Origin of the sequence: Streptomyces sp. ISL-36, assembly GCF_018614205.1 — a bacterium.
GTDB lineage: Bacteria > Actinomycetota > Actinomycetes > Streptomycetales > Streptomycetaceae > Streptomyces.
Map to the genome: position 1 here is coordinate 65,070 of NZ_JAGGOS010000014.1, position 20,091 is coordinate 85,160.

The 20,091-nt window shown below is 71.0% G+C and carries 13 protein-coding genes; 5 read left to right on the forward strand and 8 right to left on the reverse strand.

Features of this window, described 5'->3' with window-relative positions; all coding sequences use genetic code 11:
• Positions 1-65 precede the first annotated feature (65 nt).
• On the forward strand, positions 66-1,004 hold the full coding sequence (locus tag J7E93_RS03295; RefSeq protein WP_215065699.1) for a hypothetical protein: 939 nt from the start codon (positions 66-68) through the stop codon (positions 1,002-1,004).
• A 154-nt stretch (positions 1,005-1,158) separates the two neighbouring features.
• Here J7E93_RS03295 and J7E93_RS03300 read toward each other — a convergent pair whose 3' ends face one another.
• The 3 genes from J7E93_RS03300 to J7E93_RS03310 form a co-directional block, all read right to left on the reverse strand.
• Complete coding sequence (locus tag J7E93_RS03300) at positions 1,159-5,505, reverse strand: trypsin-like peptidase domain-containing protein (RefSeq protein ID WP_215065700.1); 4,347 nt, start codon at positions 5,503-5,505, stop codon at positions 1,159-1,161.
• Positions 5,506-5,535: 30 nt separating this feature from the next.
• Positions 5,536-5,910 carry a CU044_2847 family protein gene (locus tag J7E93_RS03305; RefSeq protein ID WP_215065701.1) on the reverse strand — a complete coding sequence of 125 codons (375 nt, stop codon included), beginning with the start codon at positions 5,908-5,910 and terminating at the stop codon, positions 5,536-5,538.
• A 535-nt stretch (positions 5,911-6,445) separates the two neighbouring features.
• Positions 6,446-7,654, reverse strand: coding sequence for a PP2C family protein-serine/threonine phosphatase (locus tag J7E93_RS03310; RefSeq protein ID WP_215065724.1), 1,209 nt, complete (start codon positions 7,652-7,654; stop codon positions 6,446-6,448).
• A gap of 803 nt (positions 7,655-8,457) precedes the next feature.
• Here J7E93_RS03310 and J7E93_RS36690 point away from each other — a divergent pair.
• Both J7E93_RS36690 and J7E93_RS03320 read left to right on the forward strand, forming a co-directional pair.
• Positions 8,458-11,211 carry a S8 family serine peptidase gene (locus J7E93_RS36690; protein WP_251065972.1) on the forward strand — a complete coding sequence of 918 codons (2,754 nt, stop codon included), beginning with the start codon at positions 8,458-8,460 and terminating at the stop codon, positions 11,209-11,211.
• Between the two features lie 399 nt (positions 11,212-11,610).
• Entirely contained in the window at positions 11,611-12,276 is a 666-nt protein-coding gene (locus tag J7E93_RS03320; protein ID WP_308367669.1) for a hypothetical protein, read from the forward strand.
• Positions 12,277-12,321: 45 nt separating this feature from the next.
• Here the strand turns inward: J7E93_RS03320 and J7E93_RS03325 are convergent, their stop codons facing one another.
• Together J7E93_RS03325 and J7E93_RS03330 are read right to left on the reverse strand one after the other, a co-directional pair.
• Entirely contained in the window at positions 12,322-12,744 is a 423-nt protein-coding gene (locus tag J7E93_RS03325) for a hypothetical protein (RefSeq protein WP_251065974.1), read from the reverse strand.
• Positions 12,745-12,772: 28 nt separating this feature from the next.
• The gene (locus J7E93_RS03330) at positions 12,773-13,384 is read right to left on the reverse strand and encodes a TetR/AcrR family transcriptional regulator (protein ID WP_215065702.1); all 612 of its coding nucleotides are present in this window, start codon (positions 13,382-13,384) and stop codon (positions 12,773-12,775) included.
• 87 nt (positions 13,385-13,471) lie between these two features.
• Between J7E93_RS03330 and J7E93_RS03335 the strand changes: the two genes are divergently transcribed.
• Both J7E93_RS03335 and J7E93_RS03340 read left to right on the forward strand, forming a co-directional pair.
• Positions 13,472-13,954 carry an SRPBCC family protein gene (locus J7E93_RS03335; RefSeq protein WP_215065703.1) on the forward strand — a complete coding sequence of 161 codons (483 nt, stop codon included), beginning with the start codon at positions 13,472-13,474 and terminating at the stop codon, positions 13,952-13,954.
• A 39-nt stretch (positions 13,955-13,993) separates the two neighbouring features.
• Positions 13,994-14,722 carry a hypothetical protein gene (locus J7E93_RS03340; RefSeq protein ID WP_215065704.1) on the forward strand — a complete coding sequence of 243 codons (729 nt, stop codon included), beginning with the start codon at positions 13,994-13,996 and terminating at the stop codon, positions 14,720-14,722.
• An 83-nt stretch (positions 14,723-14,805) separates the two neighbouring features.
• On the opposite strand, the gene J7E93_RS03345 is transcribed toward J7E93_RS03340, so the two are convergent.
• The 3 genes from J7E93_RS03345 to J7E93_RS03355 form a co-directional block, all read right to left on the reverse strand.
• Positions 14,806-16,239: a glycoside hydrolase family 43 protein gene (locus tag J7E93_RS03345; RefSeq protein WP_215065705.1), complete on the reverse strand. Its 1,434-nt coding sequence runs from the start codon at positions 16,237-16,239 to the stop codon at positions 14,806-14,808.
• Positions 16,240-16,274: 35 nt separating this feature from the next.
• Positions 16,275-17,348 (reverse strand): family 43 glycosylhydrolase, encoded by a 1,074-nt coding sequence (locus tag J7E93_RS03350; RefSeq protein ID WP_215065706.1) that lies wholly within the window; start codon positions 17,346-17,348, stop codon positions 16,275-16,277.
• 88 nt (positions 17,349-17,436) lie between these two features.
• Positions 17,437-20,067: an alpha-L-arabinofuranosidase C-terminal domain-containing protein gene (locus tag J7E93_RS03355; RefSeq protein ID WP_215065707.1), complete on the reverse strand. Its 2,631-nt coding sequence runs from the start codon at positions 20,065-20,067 to the stop codon at positions 17,437-17,439.
• Positions 20,068-20,091: the final 24 nt, after the last annotated feature.

Below are 20,091 nucleotides of genomic sequence, written 5' to 3' on the forward strand. Positions count from 1 at the left end.
GGGGTGGCCCGCCTCGGCGTGCGACCTATACTGCCGAGCGTACGGAAAGCATGGAGGAAGCCCCGATGGACGCTTTCGCGTCGATGAACGAAGGCCTGAGCTACAACCTGTGCGTGGAATTGACAGTCCACGAGCCGAATGATTCCCGAAGGGCCGACATCGCCTTTCAGTGGCTCACCGAAGGTGTCTCGGCCGCCGACGCGGAGGGTTTGATTCCAGCGCTGCCGGAGAACCCGCGGCTCTCCGAAGCGGGGTACAAGAACGTGCCGGCGTCGGCCGTCGCCCGGCGCACCGGAGTCTTCGGCTTTCTCGAGGTCTCGCCGGCGGACACCTTCGGCGTCCTCTACAACCCCTATGCCACCGGCGCCTTGCCCTGGCTGAGGAAGCAGCTCGACAGGTTTCCGGAATCCGCCGGGGCGCGGATCGGAACCATCGACCCCGGCGACGGGCAGGAGACCCGCCGGATCAGTCTGTCGGTGACGTTCGACGAGGATCTGCCGGAGTACGTGAAGCTCGTCTACGTGGTGGACGAAGCCGAGCTCGCAGCGCAGGAGACCTCGGCTGCCGCGCACGCCCGCCTGCTGGCCACGATCGGCTGGGCTGCCCACCGGTTCGATGTCGTCTTCGGCCACGCGTCGTACGAACACGCGGGGGGCGCGACGGAACAGGAGCACTACACCCGGGGCCCCGGACGAGTTCCCAGCATCAACACTCCTCTGTGGCGTTCGCGAGTCAGGGGTTACTCGTGGCTGACCATCGTCTCCGGTGACATCGCCCTCGCGCTCGGGGGCCGGCCGGCCCTCGAGGCGACCGGCGCCTTCCAGGAGATCGAGCACCTTCCGAACGGCTCGCTCCTGCTGCTCGCCACCCGGCGTTTCCAGGACTACCGGGGGGAGGCGGTCGCGGCGGTGAAGCGGGCGCTGCGCGACGTGCTGATCGACGCGGAACTGCGTCAGCCCCCGCCCGTTCCCGGCCCTCCTACCTTCATGGTCGTCTTCGAGTGACAACCGCACACGGCGCGGCGGGGGCGGGTTCCTAGGCGGCCGCAGCGTGCCAGAACGGCGGGATGCCGCGGCGACGGCGTCGTGCCGCCGGCGCGGCCATGGCCGGCTGCTGTGCGCCTCGCCCGCTCACCCCCCCCCGGAACCCCGCCGCGTATCAGCCCGGGCAGACCTCGCGCGGCAGCCAGGTGGGAAGCCCCTGCCGCTCGTCCTCGGAGACATCGCGGCCGAGGATGTGGCACAGCCGGTCCTTCCAGAGCCCGGGGTCGAGGCGGAGGAGGTCCACGCGGGAGTCGTCGGTGAGCCTGAGCAGCGTTCTGCCGTCTCTGGAGGCCGCCAGGAACTCCTGAGCCTGCTCGAACTCGTAGGAGTCTGCCTCACCGGACCCGTCCGGCTTCTGGATGCGTATGGAGTTCTCGTTGGCCAGGAAGAACTCCGAGCTGTCGCGCAGGAATCCCATCCGATACCGGCCGTACGCCTGGAGGGGGCCCAGCGGACCGAGCACTCGTTCTCCGGGGCGACCGGCCCGTACCGACCAGACCTCCACCATGTTGCCCGAGTTCTTCACGACCGCGTACCGTCCGCTGCCATCGAGCACGGCATGGTCGACCACCGGATCGAAGCGGAGCCGAAGCGCCGTGTCCTCCTTGCCGGTTCGCAGGTCCAGGGCATGCACCACCGGGCTTCCCTTGATCATGATCTGGACGTGTCCCGGCTTCGGATACGGGTCCAACGTGAACTGCGGCGGGTCCGTCCCGGTGAGCCCGAGATCGCGTACGTCGATCGGCTCGGACAGCCGCTCGCCGGTGCGGGCGTTCCAGTGCTCGATCCGGGTACCGGAGAGGGTGAGCAGCTCGTCGTCGGCGAGGAAGGTGAGCTCCACGTCCTCCGTCGGCTTCCCGGCCTTGTCCACCGGGGACCGGACCGTCGTGATGTCCCTGACCGTGCGCAGGGACGGGAGCTCCCAGACCCGGATGGTGTGCGGGCCGACGAGATCGGCCGCGAGAGTCTGGGCCGGGTTGACCTTGATTTCCGGTGGTTCTCGGAGACGGTCCTTCGACTGGTCCCGCGCGGGGCGCTTCACCTTCTTGAGCGTCGTGGTCTCGCCGTCCTCTTCCATGCGGGCGAGTGCCAGGGCGTCGCCGTGCGCGCCTTCGCGCGCCAGCGTGGTGCTCCCGTTGCCGAGCAGCACCGGGGGACTGTCGGCCTCGAAGGTGTCCCCGGTGGTCAGCGTCCGCCCGGTCACGGCGGTCTCGTCCCAGGTGACCAGGACCGGGCCCTCGGGTCCCTGGACGAGCGGCAGGTCGAGGGTGTTCGAGATCTCGCTCGGCCCGAATGCCTTCTTCGCTCCCTTGCCCGGCCGCGTGTCGACGACCGCCCACTCGGCTGCGGTCACCCGCACCGCGAAGTAGTGCCCCCTCCGGTCCATGGCGAGGCCCCGGTCGCAGTCCCTGTGGAGCGCGTCGAGATAGGTGGTGAGCACGCGCCCGTCCACGACGCGTACGGCCCGGTACGTGGCGCCCTCCTCCCCTCGCCGCACCCGGCAGAAGGCGAGCACCGCGCCGTCGCCCGACAGCGCGAGTCGCGGTCTCACCGACGTGCTGACACCGCTCGCCAGCTCGCGCGTCCTCCCGGTGTCCGTGTCGACGGCGATCACCGAGGAGTCCGCGTCCATGTCGGGTCCGGAGGGCGCCTGGGCCACGAGCGTGCGCCCGTCCGGGCCGAACCAGACCCGCCCCAGCGTCGGCACCCGCGCGGGCAGCCCCCGTCCCGTCCGCGTCGCCAGATCCCAGATCCGGGCCCGCCCGTCCACCAGCATGACGACGTCGCCGCCGTCCGGTGAGAAGTCCGCGAGACCGATCTCCTGACCGAAGTCCGTCATCGGGATGTCACCGAAGTCGCCGTGCCGGATGGTGTGCGGCGGACCCAGCACGTTCTCGGCGTCGCGGTTCACGTCGTGCCAGACGAGGGTGCCGCCGTTCTGCGCCGACAGGTAGGCGATCCTCCGGCCGTCCCTGCTGACCAGCGGGTGGAGGACCTGCTGGGCCAGACGCAGAGGTTCGCGGTGGATCCTGCCGCCGGCCCGGCGGACGAACAGCACCGCGCCGCTCTTCCCGCTCAGCGAACTGCCGATCGCGGTCGTCACGAGGGCCACCGCGCCGTCCGTGCTCAGCGCCATGTCCTCGATCGGCGACTCGGTGCCGGTCATGACCCAGGAGTTGGCGTGGAACTGGTCGTACCGGCGCAGCAGCGCATTGCGGGCCTCCTGCGTGGGCTCGATGTCGTACGCCGCGATGGCGACCAGGGCGGAAAGCCCTGGATCGCGCTTCGTCAGGTCGTCCGAGAGGGAGGCCAGCGATCGGGACCGCGCTTCCGCCTGCCGCTGGGCGCTGACCCGCGACTGTTGGACGAGGAACGTGCCGAGCGCGGCGATCAGCGCGAGCACGAGCGCGGCCGCGGTCCACGCGGCCCGTGACCGGTGCCGGCGGGCGCGGTGCCGCCGCCGTGCGAGGTCGAGGAACGCCCGTTCCTCCGAGGAGAGTTCGGCCTCCCTGCCGTGCAGACGACCGCTCAGGGCGAGCAGGTGGGGAGCGCCGGGCAGCAGGTCCGGGGGTCTGTCCGCCTTCTGCCAGCGGTCGAGGTCGTGGGCGAGCTCCGCCCGGCCGGCCAGGAACTCCGCGTCGGCCTTCACCTGCCGTGCGAGCGTCGGCCAGGCGCTGATCAGCGCCTCGTGGGCGAGTTCGACGCTCTGCGGTCCCCCCTCCTCGCCGTGCAGGACGAGCAGCCGCCGCGAGGCGAGCGAGGTCGCGATCCGCCACCGCGTCTCCCCGGCCTCCTCCCGGGTGAGCATGCGGCGCAGCGGGGCCTCGCTGCCGGGCAGCACCCGGACCAGGCCGGTCAGCAGCCGCAGCGCCTCGCCCGCCGTCTCGCCCGCTTCCTCATTCGGGACGCACTCGCTCCATGCCCGCTCGGCGTGGCGCCTCAGGGCGCCGGACACGCCGCCGTTCTCCTCGTACGTCGAGGTCCGCAGCCGTCCCCCGGCCTGCTGGTCCCACAGCTGTGCCAGGACGAATCCCAGCAGGGGCAGGATGCCCGGTTCGCCGCCCGCGTCGTCGAGGATGCGCCGCTCCAGGCCCGGCTCGTACTCCACGGCCGGGACGCGCCTGACCGGCTCGCCGATCACCTTTTCGAGCTGGTCCCGGGACATCGGGGTGAGCGGGACCGTCACGCCGCTCTTCAGCGCGGAGCCGAGGCGTGGGTGGTTCAGGGCCGCGTCCATGAAGTCGGCCCGCAGGGTGACCAGCACCCGTACGCCGTCCTGCCGTCGCTCCGGGAAGAGCAGATCGGCGACCTCCTCGGCCACGTCCTCGGAGCGGTCCAGGAGCGCTTCGGCCTGGTCCAGTACGACGAGGAGCTTGCCGGCCGCCGGGCCGAGTGCCCGCTGGACGGTGTCCGTCAGCCCCAACTCGGTGAGCCAGGACTCCACTTGGTCGGCGCTCCCCGCGCGCGGCGGTCCGTCCTGCCCCGACCGTACGACCTCGAAGAGCTCGGTCGCGAGCGCGGTCCGCAGGGAGGCGAACCGTACGGCGTTCACCGTCAGGACACGGTAGCCGTCCCGCCGCATCCGCGGTGCCACGCCGGCCAGCGCGAGCGAGGACTTGCCGCAGCCGGACGGCCCGTACACCGTGACGACGGGGTGGTCGCCCCGCAGGGCGGCGACCACCCGCTCGATGTCGTCGTCCCGCCCGAAGAAGACGTCCGCGTCGTCCTCCTGGAAGGTGGCCAGACCGCGGAAGGGCGTGGACGGGCTGACGTACGGGGCGAGTTCGGGCACTTCCTTCAGCAGCGTCCTCACCCGCAGGACGAAAGCCTGCTGGGCCTCGCGCACCGGCTGCGCCGCCACCATCATTCCGACGGCGACGCCCAGTCGCTCGTCCCAGACCGGGCTGCCGCTGAAGCCGCCCTTGACGTACACGGCCTCGCCGTCGGCCCGCGAGAGCTGGATCCAGCCCTGGCGGGTGGGGCCACGGAACCGGCCGCTCTGCCAGATCCCGTCCGGGGCGTCGTCGGTGAAGCCCACCGTGCGCGCCTCGTGGTCCCATACGCCGTGGCGCGGGTCGGCCATGGGCAGCGGACGGGCTCCGGGGATCGGGTTCCGCAGCCGCAGGACCGCGATGTCCCCGGTCTGATCGGGTCGGATCGGTATCCAGTGCTGGATGGCGGCGCTTCCGTCCCGGCCGTCGCTCCCGTCACCCCCGTCGTCACCGCCGTCGGGGGTTTCGGCGAGCGGCAGGTCGACCGTGACCTCGGTCCCGACGTCGACCAGGGCGTCCCGGGGCCGCCCCAGCGCGTCCGACACCACATGGGCGCACGTCAGGACCTGGTCAGGAGCGACGAGGAAGCCGGCGCCGCCGATCGCGCCGTCCGGCCCTTTGATCCGGACGACCGCCGAGACCAGCGTCGACTCCGCCTCCTCCGCGTCCTGCTCCTGAACCGACGTCACCGCAACCCCGTGTTCCCCCGCGCCCCCGAATCAACTTCCCGGCACAGTATCCCCGTTGGCGTCACTCCCGGCACTCCTGTTCCAGGTCAGACTCACGGAGAAATTGGCCGCGGTCGCCGTGCTGGCGATCACCACGTCCGCCTCGGCCGACAGCGACACCCCGAACTCCAGCGTGATCTCGTCCGGTGCGTTCGCCAGCCCCCTGAACCGCCCCACGAAGCTCTCAGCCACCGGGCGTACGGTGTCCAGCATCTGCCCGAACGACCGTTCCGCCCGCACGACGGAGCGGGCTCCGCGGCCGACGCGGACGAGCGACTCGTCCACCTCCCGGATCTGGACCCGCAGGGACTCGTCACTGCCGTCACCCAGCGGGACTTCCACCGTGTGGACCGGGCCGTCGCTCATGACTCTCCTTCATGGACTGGGAGTTGGAGATCATAGGCCACGGCTTCGCCGATCTTCACCGACTTCGGCCACTGATCGGTGCCTCTCTCTGGGACGTGGGGCGTTGGGTGAACGCACCGTAGCCAACCGTCACGTGCCGACCGTGGAAGAGGACGACGAGGGCGGTGGGGTCGTTGCTGCTGCTCGGCGAGCACGGCCGGTGAGGCAAGAACGTCCAGCCCTGGTACGAGGAGGCCATCCACACGTTTCTGTTCGTCCGGTACCCGCGCAGCCGCGTCCAGGACGAGCGCCGCGCGTCCCTCGTCCAGCGACCTCGGCCAGACCCTCTGACGACGGCCCGGCGTTCCTCCGGGGGCAGGGGCCGCACGCCCCGCGCGACGCCCTCCCAGGACTCGGCCGGCCAGGGATGGCGTCGCTCGGGCCGGCGGTGTCAAGCGGCGTATCGCGTCGATCGGGTCAGCCGTACCCGTTGCCCCTCAGCCCGCTGCGCCGTGTCAGCGTCCTGACCATGCGGCAGGGGCCGGGGCGGTGCGGTTCATCGGTGAGCCGGGTTCGGTACGGCTTCACGGTCATCGCGCCGGGCGGTTCCGTGCCAGTCCAGGATGAGGACGGTTGCGTCGTCCTTGAGGTTGCCGCGGCAGGCGTCCAGTACCGCTGTCGTCAGAGTGCGAACGGCCTCCCTGGGATGCGAGGCGCGGGTGTCGCGCACGAGAGAGGCCAGATCGACAGCTGCGGCACCCCGTTCCTGCATGCCGTCAGTGAGCAGGATCAGGCGGTCGCCGGGGTGCAACTGAAGCTTCTGGAGCTGGTAGGAGGTGGGCGCCGCCACGCCGAACGGCAGGTTGACGGCGAGCTTGACCTCCTCGACCGCGGCAGCACCGTCCCGTAGGCGCAGAGGCCAGGGATGTCCTGCGTTGACCAGTTCGCAGGTGCCCGTGTCGAGACGGACGCAGAGCAGTTGCCCGGTGGCCAGCCCACGACTGTGGGTCAGCAGGGCCTCGTGGGCGCGGCGGGCCTGATGGAGGGCGTCGCAACCAGTGCGGCGGGCGCCGCGCAACGCACCCATGACCAGCGTGGCCAGCAGGGCGGAGTCGGTGTCGTGGCCCATGGCGTCGGTGATGGACAGGTGCAGCGTGTCCTGATCGAGCGTGTAGTCGTAGGTGTCACCACCGATGTCGTCGGCAGGGATCAGTCCGGCGGCGAGGGTGAACTGGGGGGCCTCGCAGCAGGACGCCGAAGGGAGCAGCTGGTGCTGGATCTCGGCGGCCAGGCTGGTCCGGGTGGTGCGCCGGCCCGCGTGGTACAGGTCGGTGAAGCGGCGGTCCGTGACGATGATGTAAGCAAGCGCGTGGGCCGCGTCGCCGATCTGTCCGAGCACGGTGTCGTCGGCGTACTGAAGCGTGACCTCCAGCACGCCGATGCAGTCGCCGCGATTGGTCACCGGCGAGATCACGCGCCGTCCGCCCTGACCGTCCGGTTCCACATGCTGGCGCTGGCTGCGCAGAACTGTGTCGTAGACGCTGCCTTGCAAATCGATCCGCTCCGCAGCGTCAGCCCTCCCTCCCCCGGCGGGCGCGCTCAGGCGCAGCAGCCGCTGCCCCACGAGATCGACGAACAGGAACGACACACGCTCCGCCCCGAAGCGCTTGCGCAGGTCGTGCGCGATGACGCCGACGGACTCGCCAGGCGGCGCGGACTCCGCGGCGGCCAGAAGCTCGCCCAGTTCCAGATCTTTACCATTCATGGCAACCTCCCATCGTCTGTCGCCACTTATTCCCCAGGTCGCCGACCTCATCCGGTACGTCCCTCCCGCCCGGTCACAGCGTTATTCCTTCCGGCCGGGTCCCTCGGCGTGGCGCGAGGGGCGCGTCCGCAGCCACCGATGCGCGCTCTCGCTGCCCCCTGGCATCAACCCGGGGTCCTGTGGGGCCGCGAAGCGCTTGCGCAGGACGTGCCATCCGTCGCACACGATTCAGGACACCGGGAAGTGCCTCACACCCGCTGGCGGCGCCCGGCGGAGCCACTGGTCTCGAAGCGGCAACTGCGGGGGCGAGATCCGGCCCGGCCGACAACCACGGGTGCGAGCCGTGTCGACGGTCCCGGCGTCCCTGCGCCGCCGGCCGCAAGTGCGAGGAGCCGCACCGCCGCACCCCGGTCGGCGAGTGGCTGGAGCTCGCCGACTTCGTCGACGAGCAGCTGACCGGGCCGTACACCCGCCTCGTCGAGCTGGAGGAGGCGTTGCGTCGCGTCGCGTCCACCGATGCGCCGTCAGCACGCGTGCGGGCCGCGGTTGAGGAGCCGGATCGGATGACGAGCTGTCGGCCGTAAGCCGAGGTCGTCGGGCTCAGAGGCCGATCACCCGGCGACGCGACCCCAAGAGGGGCGCGGACAGCACCTGCCCCCGCGCCCCTCGGGGGACCCCCCCGAGCGTGAGGGACAGACCCGGGGGCGACCGCTGGGGTTCGTCCAGCCGTTCGATACCGTGGCGCCTTTCTTCACGCACGTTCGTGCGGGCATCCCCCTGTGCCTGCTTCCTGATGGAGTGAGATGAAACGGCCTGTATGGTCCGCGGTCATCACGGCGATGGTGGCCGTGACGCTCGGCGCGATCCCCGCCAACGCCGCGCCGGCGAGCGCCGGAACAGCAACCCCGACGACAGCTGAACCCGTCAATCCGGCCCTTCACGACCGGGTCGCCGACGGCGACACGGTCAGAGTCAACGTCGTCACCAGGAACCGCGCGGACCTGCCCGCCGCGGCCCGCGCCGGCAAGGCCCTGAAGACGCTGTCCACGCTGCCCGTGACCACCCTGCGCGTGGACAAGGCCGGTCTGGACAGGCTGGCCGGCCAGCCGGGAGTGGTCAGCGTCACCGAGGACGTGGCCGTACCCCCCACACTGGATTCGAGCGTTCCCCTGATCGGCGCCGACAGGACCGCCGCCGCGGGATACACGGGCGCCGGCAGCGCGGTGGCCGTCCTCGACACCGGCGTCGCCGTCAAGCATCCGTTCCTGGGCAACCGGGTGATCGCCGAGGCGTGCTTCTCGACCAACGACTCCACCTCCTCGGTCACCAGCCTGTGCCCCGACGGCACCGAGCAGCAGGAAGGCCCGGGCGCGGCCGACGCGGACAGCGGCCCCTGCGCGACCAGCCGCCTCTGTGACCACGGAACCCACGTGGCCGGTATCGCCGCGGGCAACGGGCGAGGTGTGACCGGAGCCCCCGAGGCCGGTGTCGCCCCCGGCGCCGGCATCATCGCCATTCAGGTGTTCAGCACGTTCCACACCGAGGCGTCCTGCGGGGTCGGCGCTGCGCCGTGCGTGCGCAGCTACACCAGCGATCAGCTCGCCGCCCTGGAGAAGGTGCTGGAGCTCCGGCAGTCCGGGACGCAGGTCGTCGCGGCCAACATGAGCCTGGGAGGCGGCCAGTACACGACGGCCTGCGACCAGGACGCCCGCAAGGTGGTCATCGACGAGCTGCGCACCGCCGGTGTCGCCACCGTGATCTCCGCCGGCAACGACGCGTACACCAACGCGGTGGGCGCCCCCGGCTGCATATCCTCGGCCATCACGGTGGGCAGCACCACCGACACCGACCAGCTGTCCTCCTTCACCAACCGGGGCCCGCTCCTTGACGTGTTCGCCCCCGGCAGCAGCATCGTCTCCTCGGTGCCCCGCGGCGGCTACGCCTCGAAGAACGGCACGTCCATGGCCGCTCCCCACGTGGCGGGCACCTTCGCGGTGCTCCACCAGGCGTACCCCCGGGCGAGCGTCGCGGAACTCGAGCGGATCCTGGAGACCGGCGGGAAGACCATCACCTACACGGGCGCCAGCACTCCCCGTGTCCAGCTCGACCTGTCGCCGCGCACCACGGACTTCAACTGCGACGGCGTGGAGGACACCGCCGTCGGCGACCCGAAGACGACCGTGGGCGGTGACGCCGGCGCCGGTGTCGTACGCGTGGTCTACGGCGGCGGCAAGGGCACCGTCGAGATCAGCCAGGACCTCGCCGCCGTCTCGGGCGGCGCCGAGCCCAACGACTGGTTCGGCGAGAACCTGGCCACCTTCGACCACGACAAGGACGGCTGCACGGACCTCGTCGTGGGCGTCCCGGCCGAGGACGTCGACGCCGCGACGGACGCCGGTTCCGTTCAGGTCATCTACGGCGCAGCGGCCGGTCTGTCCACCGGCAAGGCGGCTCTCGACCTCGTCCAGGGCACCGGGGCGGGCTCGATCCTGGGCTCGGCCGCCGAGGCGGGCGACCGCTTCGGCCACGCCGTCGCCGCCGGTCACACCACCGGAGGTGAGCCGTACCTGGTGATCGGCGTCCCCGGCGAGGACCTGGGCACCGTCGCCGACGCCGGCAGCGCCCACTACCTGCGCGGCAGCATCAACGTCACCATCCACCAGGACAAGCCGGGCATGGGAGGTACCGCCGAGGCCGGTGACAAGTTCGGCTCCTCGATCGCGGCCTCGGCGAACCACGTCGTCGTCGGATCGCCGGGTGAGGCGATCGGCACCCTGGCCAACGCGGGTGGTGTTCAGATCCTCAAGCACGACCTGAGCGCCGACGGCATCCCGGCCCCGATCCAGGGCATCAGCCAGGACGACGACTTCGTGTCCGGCGCGTCCGAGGCGGGCGACCAGTTCGGCGCGTCCGTGGCGGCCGCCGCGTACCGTCCTTCCGCCACGGCTGCCGCGACCGACACCGTCTTCGCGGTGGGTTCCCCCGGCGAGGCCCTGGCGGTCGGCACCAGCAACGTCACGCAGGCCGGCGCGGTCCAGAGCTTCCGCGTCACCGGGGCCGGTACGGTCACCCAGGCCGCCAACTTCAATGCCGAGGTCGAGAACGTGCAGGGCGGGGCCGAGGCCGGCGACAAGTTCGGCCAGAAGGTCGCCCTCGCCAACCTGGCCCCGCGCGCTCCGGGGGCGGCCACCACCCTCGTCCTCGCGGTAGGCATTCCGGGCGAAGACGTCGGCACCACCGCGGACGCGGGCGCGGTGCAGACCTTCTACCCGTTCGGGGCTCCCGGCGACACCGACTTCTGGCTGGAGGCCGGCAACGCCTCCGGTCTGGGCGGCACACCGACGGCCGGTCACGTCGTCGGCAACCACCTCGGCGCCACGGCCACCAGGCTCTACGTCGGCGTCCCCAACACCGCTCCGTACGGCGCCGCGTACTCCCTGCCGTGGAGCAACGCCACCGGCGGCCGCACCGGCTCGACCGGCGCCGTCACCACTCACCAGCCCGGCCAGAACGGCCTTCCGGCCGCGGGCGGCGGTTTCGGCTGGGCCGCCGGCTGATCGCACCAGCGATCCGGCCCCTGACCGGACACGCCTGAAAGGTGAGGCCCTGGAGGTTCTTCCTCCAGGGCCTCACGCCTTGCTCGGCCGCAGCACTGCCGGGCGCAGACGTACGGGTGTGAAGCCCCTTTGCGTGCCCGACATTGCGATTCGGTGGAAATGCCTCCGGTTCCACCCATCACGACGATATGTTCACGCCGAGCATGCACGATCACCACAGAATGCCGAGGCGATGCCTTGAATTCGCAACAGCCCGAACCGCCACAACAGTCCAGCCGGCCGCCGGCCTGGGGGCGCCGGCCCCAGCAACCGGGTCCTTGGGGTCCACCGCCCCCGAAGAAGGGGTTGTCCACCGGCGCGATCGTCGGCATCAGCTTCGGTGGAGTGTTCGCCGTCCTCGTGATCCTCGGCGCCGTGGTCTCAGGTGGTGAGAACGCCGCGGATGACAAGGCCGCGGGAAGGAAGCCGACGCCCACCAACCCTGCCGCCACGAGCACGCCGGCCGCCGTCACCGGCGCCCCCGCCGCCACAAGTACGCCGGCCGCCGTCACCAGCGCCGCCGCCCCGCCCAGCGAGAAGCCGGAGATGGGGAAGCTTCCCGACTTCGTCGGCAAGGGGCTGCAATACGCGCAGGACGAGGCCCAGTCGCTGGGGTTCTACAGCCTCCTTTCCCATGACGCCCTCGGTCGAGGCCGTAACCAGGCCTTTGACCGGAACTGGAAGATCTGCTTCCAGAGCCCCGCTCCCGGAACGCACAGGACCGACGTCAGTATCGACTTCGGCGCGGTGAAGCTTGAGGAGACCTGCCCCAGCAACGACATGGGTGCTCGGCCCGAAGCCGAAGCAGGCGTCACCATGCCCGACTTCGTGGGCAAGTCGGTGAAGGTCGCCCGCGGTGCCTTGCCCTCCAACACGAGCATCACGGTGACCGACGCCGCCGGGGACCGCATGGTCCTCATGGAGTCCAACTGGAAGGTGTGTACGCAGGATCCCCAGCCCAATGCCAAGTTGGACGGCCGGCCGATCACCTTCACGGCGGTGAAATTCGAGGAGAGCTGTCCCTAGAGCTCTCCGGCGCGCTCGTATGCCTACACCGCGGGGGCATGCGGCTTACGCGAGGGGAGCGAGGACGAGGTAGCCGTCCAGGCGGGAGACCTGGGCGGTGTCCGGGTCCGGAGGGACGGCGTGGCCGAGGTCGTTCGCGCGGACCTCACCGATCCACTGGTCGTGCTGGTACTCGTGGTTGATCACGGCGACCAGGAGATGGGTGGCGACGACGGTGAGCTGGGCCTGGGCGGCGACGCGGCCGGCGGCGATGTCGTTGATCCGGGCGTGTACGCGTTCGGCGACCGTGTCCCGGAAGTCGGCGAGCCGCTCGACGGTGGGCAGCGCGCCGCGGAACCTCTCGGGCTGTGGCTGGGCGTGCCGCAGGCGCGAGAAACATGAGCAGGAGTGCCGGCCCACCACAGCCCAGGGCTGCGCGCAGCCGCCGATGGCACACCACGTGCCGTAGCGCCCGGGCGAGGGTCTCATGTCGCGGGTGGCGGCGCCGGGGTCCCGGTCATCGGGAGTCGGAGGGGGAAGTGGTGACGGGGGCCAACAGGGCGGCCGTGCACTCCTCGGCGAGGGTCTCCGCGTGCGGCGGCAGGGGATCGCCGGCGTTCAGGTGGCGCCGGACCACGGCGATCGGCAGGTCCACGAGGGCCAGGGTGACTCGGTCCCGCCCGGCGGCGCCTGTCGCGCCGAGGGCTTCGGCGAGTGTGCCGATCGATCGGAGTACCCGCTGGTTGCCCAGGTCGGCGCGGTGCCGGTGCTCCTCGGACCAGCCGTCACGCCCGAACTCCGCGGCGCCGTGAAGGAGCAGAGCGGCCTCGTCGGTGTGGGCGCGACTCCAGGAGATGACGTACCGGGCTGCCACGGCGGCGGCCCGGTGCGGGTCGGGGTCGCTGTGCAGCGCGGAGAAGTATCCGTCCTGGAAGCGCTCCGTCGTCCGCAGCCACACCTCGGCGAGAAGCGCCGAACGGCCGGGGAAGCGGTGGTAGACCGATCCGCTCGGGGCGCCGACGGCCTGCGCGACCGCCGACATGGTGACGGCGGCCGGTCCGCCGGCCGCGGCGAGGCCGACGGCGGCGTCGAGGAGCTGGTCGGTGTCGAAGCGGGGCGGTCTCGCCATGTTTCAGAGAGTACTCTCTGAATGAATCAGAGAGATGTCTCCAATTGATGGGGCGCCTCTCCCCTCAGGCAGTCCGGGAGGCCACTCATGGCTGTCCACAACGTCCACGAACGTCTGCTGCCCAGGCCCGCGAGTGAAGTGGGCGCGCTGGTCGACACCCTGTCGAGCGGCCCCGCCGACCGGCTGTGGCCCGGCTCGCGCTGGCCGCCCATGGAGTTCGACGGTCCGCTGGCGGCCGGGGCGAGCGGCGGGCACGGCCCGGTGCGCTACACCGTCGCCGCCTACGTGCCCTCGACCTGGGTCCGTTTCACTTTCCGCGGACCGCGCGGCTTCCACGGCTTCCACGAGTACGCCGTCCTCCCCGTCGACGCCGAACGCACCGTGCTGCGGCACACCTTGGCCATGCGGGTCACCGGCCTCGCCCGCCTGACGTGGCCGCTGCTCTGGCGTCCCCTCCACGACGCCCTCATCGAGGACAGCCTGCGCCGCGCCGAACCGCCCGGCACCGGAACCCCGCCCCGCCACACCCCGTACGTGCGCCTGCTCCGCGCCCTGGTCCGCCGGAGGTGACACGAGCTGCGAGGTCGGGCGTCCGGGCAGACTGGGCGGATGGACACATGGACCCGGTCGGACCGGGAGCCCCGCCCAGAGCTGTACGGACTCCTGCGCGTCGAGGACGCGGACCTCTCGCCGGCGCAGTGGCTGACCCGACGCCGACCCGGGCACGGTGATTTCGGCACCGTGGCCGGTGTCGCCGCGCCCGGTTTCCCGGCGTACGCGCGGGTGCTGCACCCCGCGGGGCTCGACGAGAGGCCGGTCCGCTGGGACACCGTCGCCGCCGTCCACGGACGGCGGGTCGATGCGCTGATGGACTGGCACGAGGTGATCGGAGCGGAGCGGTTCTACCAGAACCTGGAGACCTACGGTCTGCCCGGGGTGTGGGACGAGCACCCTGCCGAAGGCCCGACGCCCGGCGGTGTCGCGCGAGCCATGATCCCGGTGCTGGAGCGGCACACCGGCACACCGGAGCGATGCTGGTACGGGCTGTGGGACGGGTACGGCCGCTGGGAGTGGGACGGGGTTCCCACCTTCCCGATCCCCGGCCGGGACGAAGTCCTGCTCTCAGGGCCGCTGGCCGATGTCGTGTCCCCCGAGCTCCTGGACGAGTTCGCCGAACTCCCCGACCTGTGGTGGCCGCAGGACCGCGCCTGGTGCGTGGGCGGCGACGTCGACCTGGTGAGCACGTACGTCTGTGGCTCCGAGGCACTGATCGCCGACCTGCTCGCCGCACCCGGCCTGGAGGCCCACCGGGTGGCGGCGGGCGACCGGGTCGGCTGATCGGGCGGCCAGGGGAGGTCATCAGGAACGGCGCCGGGCGGCGCCCCCGGTGTGGTGCGGGGGCGCCGCAGTGGTGGGGCCGGTCAGTCGCTCGCCTTGTCCTGTGCGCGCAAGGCGTCCATCTCGGTTCGGGTGATCGGGAGAACGGTGCCGTGGCGGGGGCTGGGCACCAGGGCGTAGTCGGGGGAGATCGTCCAGGTGCCGGAGGCCAGGTCCGTGGTCTCGAAGGGGACGTAGCCGCGCCCGCCGAACTCGTCGATGAAGAGGTACCACTTCTCCTCGGTGTTCGACTTGAAGACGGTGGGACCCTCGCCCCGGGAGATACCGGGGGTGGTGGCGTTGCCCTTGCCGATGCAGTCGGCGACGAAGTCCCAGTTCTCGTCGAGCAGTTGGGTGGACCTCTCCGCGAGGATGAACTTGCTGCAGGGCGTGGAGGAGGTGTTGTTCCGCTCGTCCTTGGTGAAGCGGTAGTAGGTGTCTTCGTGCTTGATCACTGTGGAGTCGATGACCGAGTAGCCCGGGTCCTTCCAGACCTTCGGCTCGGTGAAGGTGCGGAAGTCGCGTGTGGTGGCGTACATCATGCGGTTGTAGGTGTCGCCGGTGTGGCCGGGGTCGGCCTCGTCGTAGAGTTTCGACGCCCAGAAGACGACGTACGAGCCCAGGGCATCGTCGTAGTAGGCCTCTGGTGCCCAGGTGTTGCCGGCGGTGTCGGGGGCGATGCGGACGTGTCGCTGGTCGGACCAGTGCACGAGGTCGGTCGACTCCCACACCTCGATGTGTTTGCTGCCGGTCCGCTGGGCGGCGTCCCAGTCTCCGTTGCCGCGGATGCGCAGGTCGGTGGCGATGAGGTAGAACGTGTCGCCCTCGGGCGAGCGGATGATGAAGGGGTCCCGAACGCCCTTGTCGCCGTGGGTCGACGTGAGGGCCGGGCGGCCGCCGTTCAGTTCGTCCCAGTGCAGGGGGTCGTTGCCCTTGCTGGCGGCGAAGTGGATCTGCTCGCCGTCGGGGGTGCCCTCGCCGGTGAAGTAGCCGAAGAGGTAACCCTCGTACGGCTGGACCTTCGGCAGCGGGCGTACCGTCAGGTCGAAACGTTGCTTGGTCTGGACGTGGCCGAGGCGGACGGTGGCGGTGAGTCCGACCGTGGCCGGGGCGGAGCCGTGCGCGGGGCGGCTGACCTCTCCCGTCTCGGTGACGACCGTTCTGTCCGTTGCTTTCCACGAGATCCGTGTCCCGTGCAGGCCGTTGGTCGGCAGGGTGATGTTGCCGCGGATGTCGTCGGTGTTCCGGAGTTCCAGGGCGTCGGCGGCCTGCGTCACCTTTTCCCGCGCGGTGAGTCCGGCCGGTACGACGACGGTGAACTCCTTCTGGTCGTGGGCGGCCGATGCCTGGACGGTCTCGGCGGGCAGGGCCGCCAGCAGTGAGGCGAGCAGGCAGATCAGGAGGGTGGGGACCGCTCGGTCGGCCAGGACGGCTCGGCCGGCTCGGGCAGCTCGGGCGGTCGGGGGGCTGTGAGACATGGAAGTCGCCCTCTCGGTGCGCTCTCGGTGCGCTCTCAGTGCGCGGAACGGTCGGCCGCCCCGGCGACCCTGTCCGCGACCGGGACGCCGAAGTCGGGGGTCCCGTCGGCGTTCCAGCGCAGGGTCTGGATCCGGGTGTGCCGGTTCGGGTCGTACAGCGGGTCGCCGGTGATCTCCTTGTACTGGCGCGCGTGGTAGACGAGGACGTCGGTGCGGCCGTCCTCGGCGACGGTGAAGGAGTTGTGACCCGGCCCGTACTGGCCGGTCGCCTCGTTGCTGGTGAAGACCGGGGTCGGTGACTTCGTCCAGGACGCCGGGTCCAGCAGGTCGCTGCCCTCGTCGGCGGTGAGCAGCCCCATGCAGTAGTTGCTGTCGGTGGCGCTGGCCGAGTACGTCATGAAGACGCGGCCGTTGCGGGCGATGACCGACGGGCCCTCGTTGACCTTGAAGCCACGGGTCTCCCAGTCGTACGTCGGGGACGACAGCCGGACGGGTCGGCCACTGATCGTCCACGGGTTCGCCAGCGGGGCGATGTAGACGTTGGTGTTGTTGTCGATCCCCGGCTCGTGCTGGGCCCACGTCAGGTAGCGGGTGCCGCGGTGCGTGAAGGTGGAGGCGTCCAGTGAGAAGGAGTCCCAGGCGGTCGTGATCTGGCCCTTCTCGGTCCACGACCCCTGGAACGGGTCGCGGTGGGTGTTCTCCAGGACGTACATGCGGATCTTCCAGATGTCGTCGGCCCGGCCGGCGGCGAAGTAGAGGTACCAGCGGCCGTCGATGTGGTGGAGCTCCGGTGCCCAGATGTGGGCGCCCATCTCGCCGGTGGTGTGCTTGCGCCACAGCACGGATTCCTCGGCCCCGGTCAGGCCGCGCAGGGTCCTGGACCGGCGCAGGACGATGCGGTCGTACTCCGGGACGGTGGCGGTGAAGTAGTAGTGGCCGTCGCTGTGGCGATGGATGTGCGGGTCGGCGCGCCGTACCACGAGGGGGTTGGGGTACCGGGGGGTCGAGGCGGCGGGGCGGGCATGGGCCGTGGTGGGCAGGCCGGCCGTCGCTCCCAGGGCGATCGCTCCGGCCAGGACGCCTCGGCGGCTGACGTGCGGGTTGCTCATGGTTCTCTCCTCACGGGCTCAGGGTCAGAGGGCTCAGGATCAGAGGGCTCAGGGCTCAGGGCTCAGGGCTCGGGTCAGCGTCAGGGGATCAGTGCCGGGGTGGGCCGGCCGTCTTGATCCGCATGAAGGTGACGGAGTGGGCCGGGAAGGTGTAGGTGAAGGCGCGCTCCACACCGTCGAACGTCGACCGTTCCGGCCGGATCGGCTGCGCCGTGGAGGTGTTCTCGGCGTTCGGGTCGCCCTGGAGGGTGGTCAGGCGGGCGCGGGGTGAGCTGATGCGGGTCGCCGCGCCGAGGTCGATCCGGGTGCGGGCCGGTGCCTCCTGCGCGTTGACGACCTTGACGATCAGCTCGCCGGTGGTCTCGTCCCGGGTGACCACCTGGCGGAAGGGTTCGGCGACCTTGTCGTCGGTGAAGCCGCCCCACTCCTTGCCGTCCAGGAACAGCGTGACCTGCCGTCCGCGGACCTGGATCCGGACGTCATAGGCGCGGCCGTTCTCGATGGTCGTGGCGTGCTCGACCATCGTCTCCTTGGCTCCGCCGACGGACTTCTCCACGGCCGAGCGGGTGTTGCCCCAGCCTCCGAGGTTCCACCAGTAGTGGTTGCCGGTGTCCTTCACCCCGAAGGCGATGAGGAAGCCCTCACGACCGGACCGCTTGGTGGCCTTCACCTGCAGGTCGTAGTCCTGCCAGGCCGGGTCGCCGGCCGTGACGAGCGTGTTCTCGGCCGTCGCGTCGGACTGGACGTAGGCGCCGTTCTCGACGGCCCACGAGCCGCGTCCCGCGGCCTTCGTCCACTGGCCGTCCGTGCCCGAGAAGTCGTCGCCGAACAGGGTGCGGCCGTCCTTCGCGGTGACGGTGACGTCGTCGTAGGCGGCACTGGTGGCCCAGGTCGACAGTCCCACCGCGCCGCCGATGGGGGCGACGGTGGCGGGCGTGGGCGAGGCTTCACTGGGCACGACGTGGTCGCCGACGTTGGTCATGAACAGCTTCTGGGTCTCGTAGCTGGTGGAGCCCCACGACTTCTGGTTGTCGAACCAGATCATGTCGGGGCGCCACTGCGAGGAGTGGGTGCTCGCCAGCAGCGGGGCGTACGACGCGAGCTTGACGACGTCGGCGTTCCGCTCGAGCCCTGTCATGTAGGCGGCTTCGGCCAGCGCGTTGGAGAAGCGGTTGTCGAGGGAGGCGTACTCGCCCAGGAACACCTTCGGGCCGTTGCGGTCGTAGGAGTCGTAGCGTGCGTTGTTCTGCAGGAACCACTGAGGGCTGTTGTAGTAGTGCTCGTCGACCAGTTCCACACCGGCGGCGCGGTTCAGCTGCCAGAGGCGGTCGAAGGTCCGGCCGGTGTCGTCGGGGCCGGAGTTGCCGACCACCGTGATCTCCGGGTGCTTGGCCTCGATGGCCTTGCGGAACTCGGTGAAGCGCGCGAAGTACTCGTCGGGGAGGTTCTCCTCGTTGCCGACCGCGACGTGGGTCAGGCCGAAGGGCTTGGCGTGCCCCATCGCCGCCCGCTTCGCGCCCCAGGGGGAGGTGGCGGGGCCGTTGGCGAACTCGATCAGGTCGAGGGTGTCCTGGATGTGCCGGCGCAGGAGCGCGGGGTCGTCGGTCGCCCGGTTCTGACCGCACCCGGTGACGAGAGCGGGCACGACCGGGAGGGGCATGGCGCCGATGTCCTTCGCGAACTGGAAGTACTCGAAGTAGCCCAGGCCGTACGACTGGTTGTAGCCCCAGAAGTTGGCGTTGGTCGCCCGCTGTTCGACGGGTCCGATGGTGTCCTTCCACTGGTAGGACCGCCGCCGCTCCCAGTTCGGCGCCTCGTACGCCTGATGGCTTCCGGTGTTGACCAGACAGCCGCCCGGGAACCGCAGGAAGCCCGGCTTCAGCGCGGCGATCTTCTCCGCGAGGTCCTTGCGCAGCCCGTTCGGGCGGCCCCGGTACGTCTCCCGGGGGAAGAGGGAGACCATGTCGAGCCGGACCGTGCCCGCTCCGCCCGCCGTCACCACGAGCCGGCCGGCCGCGCTCGTGGCGCCGGCGGTGAGCGTGCCGGTGTACCGGGTCCAGCGGTCCGAGCGCACCGTCATCCGCAGAGGGGCGGCCAGTGCCGTCTGGCCGGAGCCCTCGCGCAGGCCGATCGTCAGCGGTGTGCCCTGGGGCCGGTCGGTTCGCGCCCACACCGAGAAGTCGTACGTCTCGCCCTGCCGCACGCTGATGCCGGAGGCGTAGCCGGAGTTGGAGACGCCGAACCCGGCGGCCGGGTCGGTGGCATCGAGGTTCAGGCGCAGGTAGCGCCGGTTGCGCTCGTTCAGGCGGCCGTCGTCGTCGACGACCTCCGCGGTGCCCGAGGCGCCCCCGGTCGCGGTCGGCGTCCACGCGGTCATCGGCGAGTACGCGGCGTTGTCCGCGCGGTCGTACTCGAAGGACCGGTTCTGCACGAGCTCGGCGTACAGGCCACCGTCGGCCGCATGGTTGATGTCCTCGAAGAAGACCCCGTACATGCTGTTCTCGATGGCGGGGCCGGTGCGGGCCGGGTCGAGGCTGAGCGAGTAGTCGACCGGCGCCGCCGCTGCTTCCGGTGCCTCGGCCGACGCAGGTGACGCGGGTGACGTGTGGGACGCCGTGGCGGAGGCGGGGTCGGGGAGCAGGGTCGCGGCGAGCAGGATGCTCAGCGTGCTCAGGGCGGGGGCGAGCCGTCGTCGTCTGCGCGGTGGGCGGGGTGCCATGGAGTGCGCCTCCCTCAAGTCGTT

Excerpts from the sequence above, each read along its gene's own strand:
- J7E93_RS03295 (WP_215065699.1), top strand. The coding sequence starts at position 66 with ATGGACGCTTTCGCGTCGATGAACGAAGGCCTGAGCTACAACCTGTGC.
- J7E93_RS03305 (WP_215065701.1), bottom strand. The coding sequence starts at position 5,910 with ATGAGCGACGGCCCGGTCCACACGGTGGAAGTCCCGCTGGGTGACGGC.
- J7E93_RS03310 (WP_215065724.1), bottom strand. The coding sequence starts at position 7,654 with ATGAATGGTAAAGATCTGGAACTGGGCGAGCTTCTGGCCGCCGCGGAG.
- J7E93_RS36690 (WP_251065972.1), top strand. The coding sequence starts at position 8,458 with ATGAAACGGCCTGTATGGTCCGCGGTCATCACGGCGATGGTGGCCGTG.
- J7E93_RS03325 (WP_251065974.1), bottom strand. The coding sequence starts at position 12,744 with ATGAGACCCTCGCCCGGGCGCTACGGCACGTGGTGTGCCATCGGCGGC.
- J7E93_RS03330 (WP_215065702.1), bottom strand. The coding sequence starts at position 13,384 with ATGGCGAGACCGCCCCGCTTCGACACCGACCAGCTCCTCGACGCCGCC.
- J7E93_RS03335 (WP_215065703.1), top strand. The coding sequence starts at position 13,472 with ATGGCTGTCCACAACGTCCACGAACGTCTGCTGCCCAGGCCCGCGAGT.
- J7E93_RS03340 (WP_215065704.1), top strand. The coding sequence starts at position 13,994 with ATGGACACATGGACCCGGTCGGACCGGGAGCCCCGCCCAGAGCTGTAC.
- J7E93_RS03345 (WP_215065705.1), bottom strand. The coding sequence starts at position 16,239 with ATGTCTCACAGCCCCCCGACCGCCCGAGCTGCCCGAGCCGGCCGAGCC.
- J7E93_RS03350 (WP_215065706.1), bottom strand. The coding sequence starts at position 17,348 with ATGAGCAACCCGCACGTCAGCCGCCGAGGCGTCCTGGCCGGAGCGATC.
- J7E93_RS03355 (WP_215065707.1), bottom strand. The coding sequence starts at position 20,067 with ATGGCACCCCGCCCACCGCGCAGACGACGACGGCTCGCCCCCGCCCTG.